The sequence below is a fragment of the Acidobacteriota bacterium genome (assembly GCA_030949985.1).
Classification (GTDB): Bacteria; Acidobacteriota; Polarisedimenticolia; order J045; family J045; genus JALTMS01.
Map to the genome: position 1 here is coordinate 1 of JAUZRX010000090.1, position 16,314 is coordinate 16,314.

At 66.3% G+C, this 16,314-nt stretch carries 13 protein-coding genes; 3 read left to right on the plus strand and 10 right to left on the minus strand.

Annotated elements, in window-relative coordinates:
• From Q9Q40_14370 to Q9Q40_14415, 10 genes are all read right to left on the minus strand, one after another.
• On the minus strand, positions 1-1,125 hold a 1,125-nt coding region (locus Q9Q40_14370; protein MDQ7008403.1), incomplete at its 3' end, for a citrate (Si)-synthase.
• Positions 1,126-1,278: 153 nt separating this feature from the next.
• Positions 1,279-1,722: a cupin domain-containing protein gene (locus tag Q9Q40_14375; GenBank protein ID MDQ7008404.1), complete on the minus strand. Its 444-nt coding sequence runs from the start codon at positions 1,720-1,722 to the stop codon at positions 1,279-1,281.
• Positions 1,719-2,825, minus strand: a complete 1,107-nt coding sequence (locus Q9Q40_14380) for a RuBisCO large subunit C-terminal-like domain-containing protein (protein ID MDQ7008405.1) — start codon at positions 2,823-2,825, stop codon at positions 1,719-1,721. Before Q9Q40_14380 ends, Q9Q40_14375 begins: the two co-directional genes overlap by 4 nt.
• A gap of 61 nt (positions 2,826-2,886) precedes the next feature.
• Positions 2,887-3,333, minus strand: a complete 447-nt coding sequence (locus Q9Q40_14385) for a CBS domain-containing protein (GenBank protein MDQ7008406.1) — start codon at positions 3,331-3,333, stop codon at positions 2,887-2,889.
• 80 nt (positions 3,334-3,413) lie between these two features.
• Positions 3,414-4,094, minus strand: coding sequence for a hypothetical protein (locus Q9Q40_14390; protein ID MDQ7008407.1), 681 nt, complete (start codon positions 4,092-4,094; stop codon positions 3,414-3,416).
• A gap of 16 nt (positions 4,095-4,110) precedes the next feature.
• Entirely contained in the window at positions 4,111-5,523 is a 1,413-nt protein-coding gene (lpdA, locus tag Q9Q40_14395; GenBank protein ID MDQ7008408.1) for a dihydrolipoyl dehydrogenase, read from the minus strand.
• A gap of 33 nt (positions 5,524-5,556) precedes the next feature.
• Positions 5,557-6,864, minus strand: coding sequence for a dihydrolipoamide acetyltransferase family protein (locus Q9Q40_14400; GenBank protein ID MDQ7008409.1), 1,308 nt, complete (start codon positions 6,862-6,864; stop codon positions 5,557-5,559).
• Positions 6,865-6,878: 14 nt separating this feature from the next.
• On the minus strand, positions 6,879-7,859 hold the full coding sequence (locus Q9Q40_14405) for an alpha-ketoacid dehydrogenase subunit beta (GenBank protein ID MDQ7008410.1): 981 nt from the start codon (positions 7,857-7,859) through the stop codon (positions 6,879-6,881).
• Complete coding sequence (gene pdhA, locus Q9Q40_14410) at positions 7,852-8,940, minus strand: pyruvate dehydrogenase (acetyl-transferring) E1 component subunit alpha (protein ID MDQ7008411.1); 1,089 nt, start codon at positions 8,938-8,940, stop codon at positions 7,852-7,854. Before pdhA ends, Q9Q40_14405 begins: the two co-directional genes overlap by 8 nt.
• A gap of 427 nt (positions 8,941-9,367) precedes the next feature.
• Positions 9,368-10,375 carry a thioredoxin domain-containing protein gene (locus Q9Q40_14415; GenBank protein MDQ7008412.1) on the minus strand — a complete coding sequence of 336 codons (1,008 nt, stop codon included), beginning with the start codon at positions 10,373-10,375 and terminating at the stop codon, positions 9,368-9,370.
• Between the two features lie 213 nt (positions 10,376-10,588).
• Between Q9Q40_14415 and gpmI the strand changes: the two genes are divergently transcribed.
• From gpmI to Q9Q40_14430, 3 genes are all read left to right on the plus strand, one after another.
• On the plus strand, positions 10,589-12,238 hold the full coding sequence (gpmI, locus tag Q9Q40_14420) for a 2,3-bisphosphoglycerate-independent phosphoglycerate mutase (protein MDQ7008413.1): 1,650 nt from the start codon (positions 10,589-10,591) through the stop codon (positions 12,236-12,238).
• Positions 12,238-12,825 carry a YqgE/AlgH family protein gene (locus Q9Q40_14425; protein MDQ7008414.1) on the plus strand — a complete coding sequence of 196 codons (588 nt, stop codon included), beginning with the start codon at positions 12,238-12,240 and terminating at the stop codon, positions 12,823-12,825. Before gpmI ends, Q9Q40_14425 begins: the two co-directional genes overlap by 1 nt.
• Before the next feature lie 330 nt (positions 12,826-13,155).
• A partial coding sequence (locus Q9Q40_14430) for a thrombospondin type 3 repeat-containing protein (protein ID MDQ7008415.1) occupies positions 13,156-16,314 on the plus strand: 3,159 nt, incomplete at its 3' end.

Sequence of the window (16,314 nt, forward strand, 5' to 3'; positions counted from 1 at the left end):
GGACTGGGCGTCCACGTTGGGCCAGGGGTTCTTCGCCTTGCCATGCTCCTGGAGTACCTTCGGCGCGACCTGGTAGACCATGTTGACCAGCTTGAAGAGCGGGTCGTCGGGCAGGTGCTTGAGGCAGAACTCCCGCTGGGAAGTGTAGCGGGGGTCGGTCTTGCGCAGCACCGCGTGACCGTAGCCGGGGATCACCTGGCCGGAGTTGAGGGTCTCCCACAAGGCCTTCTCGATGACCTCCTCGGTGGGCTCCTGGTTCCCCAGGCGGTCCATCAGGGCCTGGGTCCAGCGCAGCACCTCCTGGTTGGCCAGGCCGTGGAGCGGGCCGGCGAGTCCGTTGATGCCCGCGGAAAGAGCGTAGTAGCAGTCGGACAGGGCCGAGGCCACCAGGTGCGTGGTGTGGGCCGAGACGTTGCCCGACTCGTGGTCGGAGTGGAGGATGAAGTACATCCGCGCCACGTCATCGTAGGGCTGCGGGATGCCCATCATGTGGGCGAAGTTGCCGCCGAGGTCGAGTTCAGGGTCTGCCGCGATGGGGGTGTCGGCCTTGTACTTCATGCGATAGATGTAGGCCGCGATGGCCGGGAGCTTGGCCAGCAGGTTCGAGGCGTCCTCGTACATCGGATCCCAGTACTCGAACTTGGTCATTCCCTCGTTGTAGCGGCGGGCGAAGTTGGACTCCCGCTGCATGGCCAGGATCGCCGCGGAGAACATCGTCATCGGGTGGGTGTCGCGGGGCATGGTGCGCAGCAGGTCGTGGACGTACTCCGGCACTCGGGACCGGGCTTTGAAATCGCGGACCACTTCCAGGGTCTGCTCCGGGGTAGGCACCTCACCGGTCAACAGGAAGTACCAGAACCCCTCCACGTAGGGGTAGTCGCTCCCGGGAGCCTTGGGCAGGGCTGCGAAAGTCTCCGGGATGGTCTTGCCGCGGAAGCGGATCCCCTCGTGGGGATCGAGGTAGGAGATGTCGGTGACCAGGCAGCGGACACCGCGGGCCCCGCCGATCGCCTGGGCGATGGTCACCTTGCCCAGCTCCACGTCGCCGTGCTCCTTGAGCAGGCGCGCGATGCGGGGGCGATGGGCCTCGATCTTCTGGAACAGGGTCTGCTTGAGCGTGGACATGGGGCGAATCTCCTGCCCGCCGCCGGCACGGGCGACGCTGGACCTTCAAGTGGGGGTGACTGACAAGCCGATAATACAGACGCCGTCAGCGAGAACCAACTCGAGTCGGCAAGGGGCGTGCCCGGGCCGGCTTCGGGAGTCGTGGAAAATGTTTTAAGTCCTTATAAAAGCAGCGAGTTCCGGGTTCTCTCGCAGTTGGGCGAGCTGGCTCGGCGTAGGCCTCTGGGGCCGGTCCCGGCAGGTGGAGACCAGGCAGAGGAAACCCAGGGGCGCATCCGGGGCGGCGCGGAATTGGTGCCAGCACCCGGGAGGAACGCTGACCAGGTCGAAGGGGGCCAGATCGTAGACCCGGTTTTCGACCAGACCTCGGCCGCGCCCGTTGAGAATCATCACCGCGTGGGTGTGGGTGTGCCGCTCGAGGGTCGAGTGTCCGCCCGGCTCGATGGCGAAGTAGCGGAGCTGGGCATCGAGCTCACCCGGTCCGTCGAAGAGGACCTGGCGGCTGATGCTCCTGAAATGGGTGCCGGCGGGCTTGTAGTCCAGCACTTCCACCCCTTTCCACCGGAAGCCGTCGAGAAACTTCCTGACGACGTTCATGACGAGTCTCCTGCCGCCGTCACGGCGGCGACGAATCGCCGGCAGCGGTCTTCGAGGCGGTCGGGCGGCAGATGCAGGCTGCCGCCGATCAGCAGCATCACGTCCATGCCGTAGAAGGCGACGATTTCGGGTACCTGGTGCAGATCCATGCCCCCGGCAGGCACCGGCAGGCTGGGCTTACGCGCCCGGTCCGTGTCCCGGAGTCGTTCGGCGATGTGACGGCAGGTAGCCGGAGTCCAGGCGAAGCGTCCGCCGTGATGGGGAAAGATCACCCCGTCGGCGCCGAAGGCCCGGAAGACCCGGCCCAGCAGGGCCGGAGGGGCCAGGCCCCGTCCACCGGCCAGGGCGGGATGGGCGAGGATGGCCAGCTCGCGCCGGCGGGCCAACTCCGGCATCAGTGCCGGACCGGACAACATGGGCTCGATCATCACGGCCCGTATGTCGAGCCGTCGGCAGAGGTCGATCTGCTTTTCAAGGGACTCGCCGACGGCCAGCAGGTTGGGAACGTAGAGAGTCCGGCCGCCGTGCCGGGCGTTGGCCTCGCTGACGGCCTGTGCGCAGCGGCGGACCCGTTGTTCGAAAGGGCAGAAGGCCTGGTCCGCCAGGCCATGATCATCCTTGACCAGGTCGATGCCCGCCGCGGCGAGTCGCCCCGCCAGTTCAGCCAGGTCCTCCGGAGCGAGCCCCATGGGTTTGAGAGCGGTACATGCCAGGGGGCGCCCCCAGGCGCCGGTCAACGAGCGCAGGCCCTCGATGCCGAAGGCCGGGCCCGGCAGCACGGGGTCGAGGGATGCCGGGAAGGTGATCTCTTCGAGCACGATGTCGTCATGCAGGGACGAGTTGCCGAAGAGCAGATTGAGCAGTTGCAGGGGGCATTCGCCCGCGGTGGCGGGGGGGTAGCCCAGGGTGACGCGATAACCCCGGGCATCGTGCTCAGGCGGGGTGAGCACCCGCGGCAGGATCGACGCCTCGTCGAAGCCGCGGGGAAGCGCCTGCCGAGGCAGTTCCACGGTCTGCTCGAGGCCGAGGGCTTCGATGCGCGCCGGCGCCTGCTCCAAGGAACCGCGCACCGAGTAGGTGACGGCGATCAACTCGTCGTTCATGGCCTCGATTCTACCCAATCGATGGGCTGAAGCCGGAGATGCGCGTCCCGGGCGCCCGGTTTCAGGCGGGATATTTGCCGACGATGTAGTCGGTCAGATACTGCACCTGAGCCTTGCGGTCGCGGGAGATCTGTCGGACCAGGTCGCCGATCGAGATCACTCCCGCCAGCTTGCCGTTGTCCATGACGGGCAGGTGGCGCACTCGCTTCTCCGTCATCACCGCCATGCACTCCTCGACGCTGGCATCCGGATCGACGAAGACGATTTTTTCGGCGCCGGTCATGATCTCGCTGACGGGAGTTTCGCGGGAGGTGCGGCCCTGCAGGACGACCCGGGAGAGGTAATCCCGCTCGGTGAGGATGCCGAGAATCTCGCTGCCGTCCATGACGAGCAGTGAGCCGACGTTCTTGTCCACCATCAGCCGGATGGCGTCGATCACCTTCTCCTGGGGGCCGATGGTGTAGACCTCCCTGCCCTTGCGCTCGAGAATCGATGAGGCCTTACCCATGAGAACTCCTTTCGTGACCTGCAATTATAACACATGGGGTCTGGCGCGTAAGTCTTTTCCCGGCGGAGCCGGTGGGCGCATCAACGAGTGGGTGGAAGAGGCGTGGCGAACAGGGTTTCCAAGGTCACCTTCTCCCGGAGCCGGAAGAGTAACTCCCGAGCGCCGCCGAAGGGAAAGGCATCGGCCAGGGGCAGGAGAAAGTCCCGGTGGCACCGGCCGCGGCGATAGGCGGGTTCTCGGGGGGGGTGCGCCAGGTAGCGTTCGATGAGCGGCAACTCCGGGTCGGCCAGCAGGGTGGTCGAGTAGTAGAGCAGGTTCCGCGAGCGGTAGATACAGGAGCCGCCGATCTTCCTGCCGCCGAGACTCAGGTCGGACGTGCCTTCTCGGCGGACTCCGTCGATGCCACAGGCCGCCAGCACGCCGCACAGCCAAGTGGAAATCCAGTCGAAGTGCCGCCGAATGGCGCCGAAACCCGGCACCGGCAGCACCACCGAGATCAGCAGGTTGCCGGGATCGATCAGGACGCTGCAACCGCCCCCCCTGCGGCGGCTGACCGGAATCGGGGCCGTGCGCCAGGCGTCCACGAGCAGCTCGACGGCCGGATCGCTGCTGCGGCCGAGCACCACCTGGATGCCGGTGGCGCGTTGCAGGCGCACCCGCCCCCGGCCCTGGTGGGCCACGGCCGTGAGCAGGTCCTCGTCCGCGGTGTAGGCCGTGATCGGCGGGCCACCGGGAAAGAGTCGGGTCGCTGCCGGAGCCACGGTACCGGCTCGACGGCTAGCGGCTGGTGATGTGGATCGCCGCTCCCAGGGCCACTTCCGCCGCCTCGCACAGACCCTCGGAGAGCGTGGGGTGGGGGTGGATGGTGGCGGCCAGGTCCTCGAGGGTGGCGCCCATCTCGATGGCCAGGGCGCCTTCGGCGACCAGTTCCGATGCATGGGGACCGACCATGCCCACTCCCAGCAGCAGTCCCGAGTCCGGGTCGGAGATCACCTTGAACGCGCCGTCGGGCCCGCCCAGGGTGCGGGCGCGGCCCAAGGCGGCGAGGGGGAAGCGCCCTACCTTGACGGGACGACCTTCCTCCCGGGCCTGGTCTTCGGTCAGGCCGGCCCAGGCCACCTCCGGCCGCGTGAAGACCACCGCGGGGATGGCCCGATTGTCGAAGGCCGCGCTGTGTCCGGCCAGGGCCTCGGCGGCCACCTTGCCCTGTCGGGAGGCTTTGTGGGCCAGCATCGGCCCCGGCGTGACGTCACCGATGGCGTAGATCGAAGGTTCGGCAGTGCGACACTGGTCGTCGATTTCGATCCAACCCTGCTCGTCGACCTTCACCCCGGTGTGTTCGAGGCCCAGGTCGCCGGTGTTGGGCTTGCGTCCGACGGCCACCAGGACCTGGTCGAAGGTGCGCTCGAGAGTTTTGCCCTTGGCCTCGATGGTGACCTTGAAACCGCCGCTCCCGACCTTTTCGATACCGGTCACCCTGGCTTCGAGCATGACTTCTTCGAAGGCCGACTTGGCGCTCTTGGCCACTGGGCGCACCAGGTCCTTGTCGGCGCCGGTCAGCAGGGAGGGGAGCATCTCCACCACGCTGACCTTCGAGCCCAGGCCCGCGTAGACGAAGCCCAGTTCGAGGCCGATGTACCCGCCTCCGATCACCAGCAGCGAGGTGGGGATCTCCCCGACCTCCAGCGCCTCCCGGCTGGTCCACAGGTCGAGGCCCTCCATCATCGGCAGCCGGACGATGCTCGAGCCGGTGGCGACGATGGCGTGGCGGAATTCGATACCCGCCACGTCGGCGCCCGCCAGTTGCAGCTTGCGCGGCCCCTCGAAACGGGCACGGGCCTGGATCACTTCCACGCCCCGGGCCTTGAGCAACTGGTCGACGCCGCGGCTGAGAACCGTGACGACCTTCTCCTTGTGGGTTCGCAGGGCCCCCGCATCGATGCTCACTTCACCGCATACCACGCCGAAGGACTTGCCGTGGCGGGCGGCCTCGGCGATCTCCACGCTGTGGATCAGGGTCTTGGAGGGGATGCAGCCCTCGAGCAGGCAGACCCCACCGCGGCGGGGACGCTCTTCGACGAGAATCACTTCCCGGCCCAGGTCGGCGGCTCGGAGGGCGGCGACGTATCCCCCGGGTCCGCCGCCGATCACCACAACGTCCGTCTGTTGGCTGAGACTTCCCATGACCATCGTGGTCTCCTTCCCGCTGCCTGCGTCGGGCAGCTAGCGCTCCAAGAGCCAGGTCAGGGGGCTCGAGAGCAACTCGCCCAGGCGCTTGATGAAACGTGCCGCATCGGCGCCGTCGGCGATACGGTGATCGAACGCGAGGGTCAGCGGCAAAATCGTGCGGACGACGATCTCTCCCTCCCGCACCACCGCCTTCTGCTCGGCGCGGCCCATGCCCAGGATCGCCACCTCCGGGTAGTTGATGGTGGGGATCAGCCGAGTGCCCGCGATGGGGCCCACGTTGGTGATCGTGAAGGTGCCGCCCTGCATCTGGGCCGGCCCCAGCGTACCGCCCCGGGCTTCGAGGGCCAGCCGTTCGATTTCGGCCGAGATTTCGAGAATGCTCTTGGTCCGGGTGTCCTGGATCACTGGAACCAGCAGGCCTCGGGGAGTATCGGCGGCGAAACCAATGTTGTAGTAGTGCTTGGTGATGATCTCCTCCCGATGGGGATCGAGGGAGGCGTTGAACATCGGGAACTCCACCAGGCACTCGGTGACGGCCTTGACCACGAAAGGCAACAGGGAGAGTTTGCCGCCGGCCTCGTTCCCGTGCGTGGCTTTCCGCTGTTGCCGGAAAGCTTCGAGGTCGGTGACGTCCACGTCGTCCATCAGCGCCACGTGGGGGACGACCACCATCGACGTGACCATCTTTCGCGCCACCTTGCGGCGGATGGAGCGCACGGGTTCGCGTTCGATGGGGCCTTGGGCCTCGAAGTCCGGCAGGGCATCGAGGTGGAAGAAGGGGATCGTGGCGGAGCCGGTCGCGCCGCCGCCGCCGGTCGGGTCGGCAGGCGCTTGTCCCGCCGCGAAGCGTTCGAGGTCTTCGGTGGTGACCCGACCCGCGGGTCCACTGCCCGGCACCTGGTGCAGGTCGATGCCCATTTCCCGCGCCCGGCGTCGCACGACGGGCGCGGCGGGCACCGGCCCGACCCGCACCAGGCCCGCATCGGCGGCCGGGGCCGGGGCGGGGGCCGGAGCCGGGGCGGGGGGAGGGGCCGCCTTCGCCGGGGTCGCCGGACCGGTGGGAGTCGCCTCCTCTTCCGGTGCGGCCTGGTCGCCGTCGGCCTGCGATCCGTCGTCGATCACGGCGATGATCGAGCCGACCTCGATGGTGCCGCCGACGGGGCCGCCGAGGCGCACGATCTTGCCTGCCCTGGGCGAGGGGATCGTCACCGCGGCCTTGTCGGTCTCCACGTCGACCAGCGGAGCGTCCTCGGCGATGGCGTCACCTTCCTGGACGTACCACTTGAGAATCTCCCCCTCGTGAATACCTTCACCGAGATCGGGAAGCTTGAACTTGAACACCACGACCTCCTCAACTAGAAATCGAGGGTTTCCTCGATTGCCCGGCGGATGGAGTCCACGCCAGGGAAATAGGCTTGCTCACGGCCGAAGTAGGGGGTGACCACGTCATGGCTGCCGACCCGGCCTACGGGAGCCTCCAGGTAGAGCAGGGCTTTGTCGTTGATGCGCGCGATGATCTCCGAGGCGGGGCCGAGGCTCAGCGGAGCCTCCTGGACGATCACGCAGCGCCCGGTCTTCTTGACCGATCCGATGATCGTCGCGGTATCCATCGGCGAAATGCTCAGCAAGTCGATGATCTCGACGGAAACCCCGCGCTGGGCCCTGGCCTCCCCGGCCGCCTCGATGGCCATGCGCAACATCGCGCCCCAGCTCACCAGGGTCAGGTCGGAACCTTCTTGGATGACCTGGGCCTTGCCGATGGGCCAGGTTTCGCTCTCTTCGGGGACTTCCTCGCGGAAGGCCCGGTACGAGCGCTTGGGCTCCATGAAGACGACCGTGTCCTCATCGCGGATTGCGGCCGTCAGCAACGCCCGGGCGTTTCGCGGTCCGGACGGTATCACCACCTTGATGCCTGGTATGTGGGCGAACATCGCCTCGCGGCTTTCGGAGTGATGCTCGAGCGCGCGTACGCCGCCGCCGTAGGGCATGCGCACGACCAGCGGTACCGTCAGGTGTCCGTGCGTCCGGCTGCGGTAGCGCGAACAGTGCCCCTCGAGATGGCCCATCATCAGGTAGGAGAAGCCCGAGAACTGCATCTCGGCTACCGGCCTGAGCCCTGCCAGCGCCATGCCCACGGCGCTGCCGAGGATGCCCGATTCGGCCAGTGGCGTGTCGATCACCCGCCGCTCGCCGAATTCCTTGTAGAGGCCGGCGGTCACCCGGAACACGCCCTCGTTGATTCCCACGTCCTGACCCATGACGAGCACGCTCTCGTCGCGCTTCATTTCCTCGTGCAGGGCGAGATTGATCGCCTGGACCATGTTCATCCTAGGCATTCGAGTCCCCTTCACCTTGGCGGGCCAGGAAGGCCGCGCGTTGCTCTTCGATTTCGGGATAGGATTCCGCCCAGACATGGTCGAAGAGGATGTCGGGTTTGGCGCGTACCCCCTGCTCGTAGACTTTCACCTCGGCGTCGATCTGCTGCTTGACCTGGGCCAATAGGGATTCTTCCTCGCTCTCGCTCCACAGCTTGCGCCGGTCGAGCAGGCGCCGCATGCGCCGGAGAGGGTCGCGGTCCTGCCAGGTCTGGACTTCCTCGTCGTCGCGATATTTGCTCGGGTCATCGGCGGTGGTGTGCATCATCAGGCGGTAGGTGAGGGCCTCGATCAGGGTCGGACCTTCCCCCGCCCGGGCCCGCTCGAGGGCCTCGCGGGTCGCTGCATACATCGCCAGCGGGTCGTTGCCATCGACCCGCACTCCCGGGATGCCGTAGGCCACGGCCTTCTGGGCCACGGTCTCGGAGTGCATCTGACGCTGAATCGGGGTCGAGATCGCCCACTGGTTGTTCTGGCAGATGAAGACCACGGGGGCTTTCCACACCGCGGCGAAGTTCAGGCCTTCGTGGAAATCACCCTCGGAAGTGGCGCCGTCGCCGAAAAAGCAGAGCACGGCGCTCTTCTCGCTCTTGTACTTCATCGCGTAGGCCACACCGGCGGCGTGGGGGATCTGGGAGGCGACGATCACCGCGATGGGGAGCGTGCGTTTCACACCGGGGAAAATGTTGCCCTCTTCGAAGCCGCCCCAGAACAGCAGCACCCGGTGCAGGGGAACCCCTCGCATCAGCAGCGCTCCGAGTTCCCGGAAAGCCGGGACGAGCCAGTCGCTGTCTTCCATGGCCATGGCGGGACCGCAGGCGGCGGCTTCCTGGCCGGTGGAGGGGCTGAAGGTGCCCAGGCGGCCCTGGCGTTGGAGACGCAGCATGCGCTGGTCGGCCTCCCGGGCCAGGACCATGTGGCGGTAGAGGGCCACCAGGCGCTCATCGCTGAGCCCCGGATCGAGCTTCGTGTTGACCACACCCTTCTGATCGAGGATGCGCAGGTAGGGGATGGTGAACTTGTAGGTCTGCTTGGCAGGCATCTAGCGCAGGCTCCCTGGGGGCGAGACGGTCCTCCGGCCGGTGGGGTGGAAGAGAAACCGCGGTAGGAGATCGTTGCCGACGGTCGCGGCGAACGGAAGGGCCTCGAAAGGCCCAGCCGAGGCTACACGGCGCACGCTCACGGGGCAAAAAACACGGCCCGGAGACCCGGTGCGAGGCGGCCTGACGGCCCACGTGGCGAGCGATGACATCCGGGACTCTCTCCATTCGCACGGGGGCGTACTGATGTGCTAGTTAGTTAGTTACTGCCCATGATAGCCGACCGCTTCGGCCGGGCCGGAGCGTTGCGCATCAGCCGGGTCGCGGCGCACGGTAGACCCGGCCGCCGATCTTAACCCATCCTCTGTTAGAGGAAGGGGCAGCGACCGCCCCAGCCGCTGCCCCGTGGCATCCATCCGGCGGCGGGTGTCAGCGGGCCAGTTCCTCGTCGATGATCTGCGCGAAGGCTTCGAAGGGCTGGGCACCGCTGAGGAAGCGGCCGTTGATGAAGAAGGCCGGGGTTCCCGAGACGCCGGCGGCGGCTCCGGCCTTCTGATCGGCGGCGATCTCCTCGGCCTTCGAGCCGCTGTCGAGACAGGCCTTGAACTTGTCCATGTCCAGGCCGATCTGGGAGGCGTAGGACACGAGTTGCTCGGGGGCCAGGGCCTTCTGGTTGTCGAAGAGCAGCTTGTGCATTTCCCAGTACTTGTCCTGGTCGCCCGCACAGGCAGCGGCCTCGTGGGCCTTTTGGGCGTGGCGATGGAAACTCAGCGGGAAGTCGCGGAAGACGATGCGCACCTTGCCGGCGTACTTCTCCTTGATTTGATCGATGGTCTTCTCGGCGCGGGCGCAGTAGGGACACTCGAAGTCGGAGAACTCGATGATGGTCACCGGAGCGTCCTTGGGGCCCCATGCTGGATTCCCCGCTTCAGCCACCTTGACCCGCGGTGGGTCGAGGAAAACCGCGACCTCGGCTGCCTTGCGCAGCCGGGAGATGATCTCGTTGAACAGCTCCTGCTTCTTCATCAACCCCAGGCGCTGAACGATCTGGGGCCGAGCCTGTTCGAGGGTCTTGCCGCCGAGGCGTGACTTGTACTTGTTGTAAAAGTCCTGGATTTCCTGGTCGGTGGGCTGGCCGGCCTTGCTTTCAATCTCGGCGTTGATGAATTCTTCGAGGGTTTGTCCCTTTTTCGTGGCGGCTTCGTTGAGCAGCATCTCGTCGATCACCTGGTCGAGGGCGCCCTTGAGGATGTCGTATTCCTTCTGCCGCAGCTCGGCAAGCTGGGAAGCGGCCGCTTCGAGTACCTGGGTCTTGGTGATCTCCTGTCCACCGACGCGGGCGAGCACCTCGGGCTGTCCAGCACCGACAGGCAGTGCCGCCGGGCAGAGGACGACGAGGATCAGGGAGAGGGGAAGCCACGTGCGAAATCTTGTCATAATCGAGTATCTCCTGGTATGCGCCAGGGCACCAAACCGCATGCCCGATATCGATTCCGGGGCCGGAAGCGCCACTGCCACAGATTGTCGAGGTAGGCTACTCTACCCCTGAACCGCTTGCCCCGCCTGTGCGCGCTCCCCCGAGGGGCGCTGTGGCGTGGTCGGGAGCGGGACGAGGTGATCGTGACACAGCAGCGTGATGACAGTTTTCGGCTGAGGCCTTCGCCTCGCCATCGCCCGCCGGAAGGGCCCCTTGTTCTGCTGATTCTCGATGGTGTGGGGGTGGGAACCGGCGATGCCTTCGATGCTGTCGCCCAGGCCCGTACACCCCAACTCGATGCCCTGCGTGGCAAGGCCCTGGTGCGCACCCTCCGTGCCCACGGGACCTGGGTCGGCCTGCCGTCGGACAAGGACATGGGTAATTCGGAGGTGGGGCACAACGCCCTGGGGGCCGGTCGTGTCTTCGACCAGGGAGCCAAGCTCGTCGACCAGGCCATCGCCGGCGGAGCGATCTGGCAGGGCCCCTGGCGGGAACTGATCGAGCCCCTGCTGGATAGCGGCGGGACGCTGCACTTGATCGGCCTGCTTTCCGACGGCAACGTTCACTCCCACGAGAAGCAGCTTTTCGCCCTGATTCGCCGGGCGGCCGAGGAGGGAGTTTCGCGGGTCAGGGTCCATGTGCTGCTCGACGGTCGGGACGTGCCCGAAACCTCGGCCTTGACCTATCTCGATCGGCTCGAGGCCCTGCTCGCCGAAATCGGGGGGCGGCCGGATCGCGACTACTGCATCGCATCCGGGGGGGGGCGGATGGTCACCACGATGGATCGCTACGAGGCCGACTGGGAGATCGTCGCCCGGGGATATCGCGCCCATGTCCACGGCGAGGGCCGGGGGTTCGGCAGTGCGCGGCAGGCGGTGGAGACCTATCGGAGCGAGCAGCCGGGCCTGGTGGACCAGTACCTGCCTCCTTTCGTGGTCGTCGATGGCGCGGGTCGGCCCGTGGGGCGGATCGTCGATGGCGACAGCGTGATCTTTTTCAACTTTCGGGGTGACCGGGCGATCGAGATCTCCCGGGCCTTCGAGGAGGGCGACGGCTTCTGTGCGTTCGACCGCGGATGCCGGCCCGACGTGCGCTATGCGGGCATGATGCTCTACGACGGGGACCTGGGAATTCCCCGGCGCTACCTGGTGGCCCCTCCCCGGATCACCCGGACGATCAGCGAGTACCTGGCCCATACCGACTTGCGGCAATTCGCCTGCGCCGAGACCCAGAAATTCGGTCATGTGACCTACTTCTGGAACGGGAATCGTTCCGGTAAATTCAGTGTCGAGACCGAGGACTACCTGGAGATTCCCTCCGACCAGGTGCCCTTCGACCAGCGCCCGTGGATGAAGTCCGCGGAGACTGCCGACGCGGTGATCGAGCAACTCGCAACAGGGCGCCACCGTTTTCTCCGGGCGAACTTCGCCGCCGGTGACATGGTGGGGCATACGGGCGACCTCGAGGCGGCGATCCTTGCGGTGCAGGCCGTCGACTTGCAGATCGGTCGTATTCTGCCCGAACTCCGGAGGGTGAGGGGCACGCTGGTGATCACCGCGGACCATGGCAACTCCGACGATATGGTCGAGCGTGGCGCCGACGGTCGTCCCAAGCTCGATGCCGACGGCCGGCCCAGGCCGAGGACCTCCCATTCCCTCAACCCGGTGGAGTTCATGGTGCAGGACTACTCCGGCCGCCCCCTGGCCTTGCGGGCGGATCTTCCCGAGGCCGGCTTGAGCCACGTGGCGGCCACGCTACTGGAGCTGCTGGGTTTCGAGCCGCCGCCCGGATACGATGCGAGCCTGTTGGGGGAGGGGCAGTGATGGCCGAAGAAAAGTCACGGGTGAATCTGGCGGAGCTGGCCCCCGGCCTGATCGTGGCCATGCCCCAGCTCGTCGACCCCAATTTCAATCGTACGGTGGTGCTCTTGATCAAGGCCAACGAGGAGGGAGCCTTGGGGGTCGTGATCAATCGCTCTACGGGTGTGAGCTTGCGGGAATTTCTAGGCTACCAGGACGTGGAGTACGCCGGCCCGGCCGAGATCGAGGTCAATCTGGGCGGTCCCGTGGAACAGGACTCCCACCTGTTGGTGCTGCACGGAGAAGAACCGGTGTTCGGGGGGGGCAGCGAGGACGAATTGGCGTTGGCCGAGGGGGTGCGGCTGGTCACGGCCCGCGAGGGCCTGGCGATCCTGGCCGAGCGGGGCGCCGAGCGCCTGCGCTGCTACGTGGGCTATGCCGGCTGGGCTCCGGGGCAACTGGAGTGGGAGCTCAGCGAAGGTGCGTGGGTGCCTCTGCCCTGCGAAGCCAGCCTGGTCTTCGATGAGCCCCTGGGGCGGGTCTGGGGGCAGGCCCTGCGCCGGGCAGGCCTCGACCCGGTGAGCCTCGTGCCGGGCGGAGCTGTCAACTAGAGGCTCATCGGTGCGAATTTCCGGGTGAATCCGGACTAATACGTATCCTTCCGAACAGTTACCGCGTCGGGGAGAAGAAAAACAGGGGAAAGAATTCCCCCGAAACCAAATATTTGTTGCAGGAGGAGAGGGCCGCCCCGTATCTTCCGGGCGACCAAGCCTTCGCTCGATCTTGGGAGGATGGGACTCGTGTGGGTCGACCGAGGGAAGGCCGTGCTCGTCTCGTTGGCGGTGGTTCTGGCAGGACTTTACGGAGGGGGTCCTGTCTCGAGCAGCGGCAATATCGAGCCCGAACTTTCCGATACTTTGCATCAGGCGGCACCCGACGCGATGGTGCCGATCGTAGTCCGACTCAGCTTGCCTTCCGGGGGCCAGGGGCTCAGGGGGGCCGCGCGACTGGCCTGGCAGCGGCGGCAGGCTGCGGAAGTGGGCGGTGAAGTTCTGCGTTTCCTCCGCTCTTACGAGGCGTCGGGAAGGGTTCGACGGCCCCGCCTGCTGTGGATCAATCGCTCGATTTCGGTCCGGGTGACTCCCGATGTGGCCTGGGCCGTGACCCAGATCGACGGGGTTTCCCAGGTTCTTCTCGATCGGGAGATCCCCCCCACCTGGAAGGATGGCGATCAGTCGGGTCCCAATCCCAACGCGTCGGTGACCGAGACGCTGCGCCGCATGAATGTCGACCAGGTCTGGCAGGAGGGCTACACGGGCAAGGGCGTGGTGCTGGCGTTGATCGACACGGGTGTCGACCGCACCCACCCGGACCTGGCGGACCACATCTGGACGAACCCCGGTGAGGTTCCCGGTGACGGCATCGACAACGACAACAACGGCTACGTGGACGATGTCAACGGCTGGGATTTTCTGGACGACGACCCGAACCCCGACGACGATGACGGCCACGGGACGAACATGGCGGGTATCGCTGTCGGCGATGGGACCGACGGAACCCAGACCGGTGCCGCCCCCGATGCGGAGCTGATGGTCCTCCGGCGCGGCACCACCCAATCCTCGTTCTGGGAGGCCATGCAGTACGCCATCGACAATGGTGCCCACATCGTGCTCTCGGGGATCAGCGTCCAGTGGAAGGCTTCGCCGCGTCCCGACTATGGATCGTGGCGTGAGGCCACCGACAGCGAGTTGGCAGCGGGCATCCTGCATATCCATTCCATCGGTAACTATGGCAACCAGCAGGGTAAGAACCCGGTGCCGTACAACATCGGCGCACCTGCCAACTGCCCCTCGCCCCAGCTTCACGATGGCCAGGATCCCATCGGCGGCCTGAGTGCGGTGATCGGTGTGGCCAACATGGTGCTGGCGACCGACCTGATCTCCACCAAGTCGGCCCGAGGCCCATCGGAGTGGGTCGACATTCGCCAGGACGTCGATCCTTCGTATCCCTACGACATGCCGGTGGAGTACCGGGACTACCCCTATCTGCCGGGAGTCAGCCAGGGTTTGCTCAAGCCGGACGTCTCCGCCTATGGCGACGGGTCGGTCTCTCTGGAGAAAGGTGGTGGCTACGAGACCTTCGGCGGGACCAGCGCCGCCGCGGCGCACATCGGTGGGATCGCTGCCCTGCTTGTGGAGGCCAAGCCCGATGCCCCTCCCGCAGAACTCACCGACGCGCTGTTCAAATCCGCCGTCGATCATGGGCCGCCCGGCTTCGATCTGCAGTATGGGGAAGGCCTGGTCGATGCCTTCGAGGCCCTGGACATTCTGATCAATCCCTGCAAGTTCAGCGGGGGCGACGCCGACGGGGACTCGATTTGCCAGGATTTCGACAACTGCCCCAATGTCCCCAACACCGATCAGCTGGATACAGATGGTGATGGATCGGGTGATGCTTGCGACCCCGATGACGATGGGGATGGTGTCGATGACGTGGTGGACAACTGTCCCCTGACCGCCAACGCGGACCAGGCCGACGGCGACAGCGACGGCCTGGGTGACGTGTGCGACACCTGCCCCGCGGACCCGGACAACGACATCGACACGGACGGCGTGTGCGGCGACGTGGACAACTGCCCGACGACGGCGAACGCGGACCAGGCGGACGGCGACAGCGACGGCCTGGGCGACGTGTGCGACACCTGCCCGGCGGACCCGGACAACGACATCGACACGGACGGCGTGTGCGGCGACGTGGACAACTGCCCGACGACGGCGAACGCGGACCAGGCTGATGGCGACAACGACGGCCTGGGTGATGCTTGTGACAGCTGTCCCGCGGATCCCGACAACGACATCGACACGGACGGCGTGTGCGGCGACGTGGACAATTGCCCGACGACGGCGAACGCGGACCAGGCCGACAGTGATTCTGACGGTGTCGGTGATGTATGCGACAACTGTCCTTCCACCCCGAATCCGGATCAGGCGGATAGCGATGGAGACGGGACGGGCGATGCTTGCGAGGGTGGCCCCGACGCGGATCATGATGGTGTTGTCGACGGGTTCGACAACTGTCCCAATACGCCGAATCCGGGACAGGAAAATCGAGATGGTGACGCGTTCGGTGATGTTTGCGATGCCTGTCCCGACGACCCGGAGAACGACATTGACACGGACGGCATTTGCGGTGACGTGGACAACTGCCCGACCACGGCCAATCCGGTCCAGGAAGATGCTGACGGCGACCAGGTGGGGGACGCCTGCGATTGCGCTCCGAGTGACGCTGGTGTGTCGGCTCCGGCCACGACCCTCGGGTCGAGCGTGGTTTTCGGGGCCGACAAGCTGACGCTGAGCTGGGCGGCGCAGGGCGACGCGCAGACCTACAACGTCTACAAGGGCAAGATCGCCGCCGGTGCCGGTTTCCACTACGACCACACCTGCCATGAGCTGGACTTGCCGGTGACCGAAAGCCAGGATGGGGCCCACCCGGGACGCGGAGAGCTGTTCTATTACCTGGTGAGCGCCGACAACTGCTTTGGCGAGGGAGACCTTGGAACGGACTCCGGCGGCACTTCGAGGCCGGGCTCCGACGCCTGTGCGGACAGCGATACGGACGGTGTTCGCGACGCCGTCGACAATTGTGCTTCGGATCCGAATCCTGACCAGGCTGACGCTGATTTCGATGGCTTGGGCGACGTGTGTGACACCTGTCCCGCAGACCCGGACAACGACATCGATGGTGATGGTGTGTGTGGTGACGTGGACAACTGCCCCGCGGATTACAACCCCGGGCAGGAAGACGCCGACGGTGACGGTACGGGCGATGTCTGCGACACGATGCAGGACTCCGACGGTGACGGCGTTGCCGACGCGGTGGACAACTGCCCGAACATTTCCAACGCGGACCAGGCTGACGGCGACAACGACGGTTTGGGCGACGCGTGCGACAGCTGCCCTGCGGACCCGGACAACGACATCGACGGTGATGGCGTGTGCGGTGACGTGGACAACTGTCCGGCGACGGCGAACGCGGACCAGGCTGACGGCGACAACGACGGTTTGGGCGACGCGTGCGACAGCTGCCCTGCGGACCCGGAC

Excerpts from the sequence above, each read along its gene's own strand:
- pdhA (MDQ7008411.1), bottom strand. The coding sequence starts at position 8,940 with ATGCCTGCCAAGCAGACCTACAAGTTCACCATCCCCTACCTGCGCATC.
- Q9Q40_14375 (MDQ7008404.1), bottom strand. The coding sequence starts at position 1,722 with ATGAACGTCGTCAGGAAGTTTCTCGACGGCTTCCGGTGGAAAGGGGTG.
- lpdA (MDQ7008408.1), bottom strand. The coding sequence starts at position 5,523 with ATGGTCATGGGAAGTCTCAGCCAACAGACGGACGTTGTGGTGATCGGC.
- Q9Q40_14415 (MDQ7008412.1), bottom strand. The coding sequence starts at position 10,375 with ATGACAAGATTTCGCACGTGGCTTCCCCTCTCCCTGATCCTCGTCGTC.
- Q9Q40_14425 (MDQ7008414.1), top strand. The coding sequence starts at position 12,238 with ATGGCCGAAGAAAAGTCACGGGTGAATCTGGCGGAGCTGGCCCCCGGC.
- Q9Q40_14380 (MDQ7008405.1), bottom strand. The coding sequence starts at position 2,825 with ATGAACGACGAGTTGATCGCCGTCACCTACTCGGTGCGCGGTTCCTTG.
- Q9Q40_14405 (MDQ7008410.1), bottom strand. The coding sequence starts at position 7,859 with ATGCCTAGGATGAACATGGTCCAGGCGATCAATCTCGCCCTGCACGAG.
- Q9Q40_14385 (MDQ7008406.1), bottom strand. The coding sequence starts at position 3,333 with ATGGGTAAGGCCTCATCGATTCTCGAGCGCAAGGGCAGGGAGGTCTAC.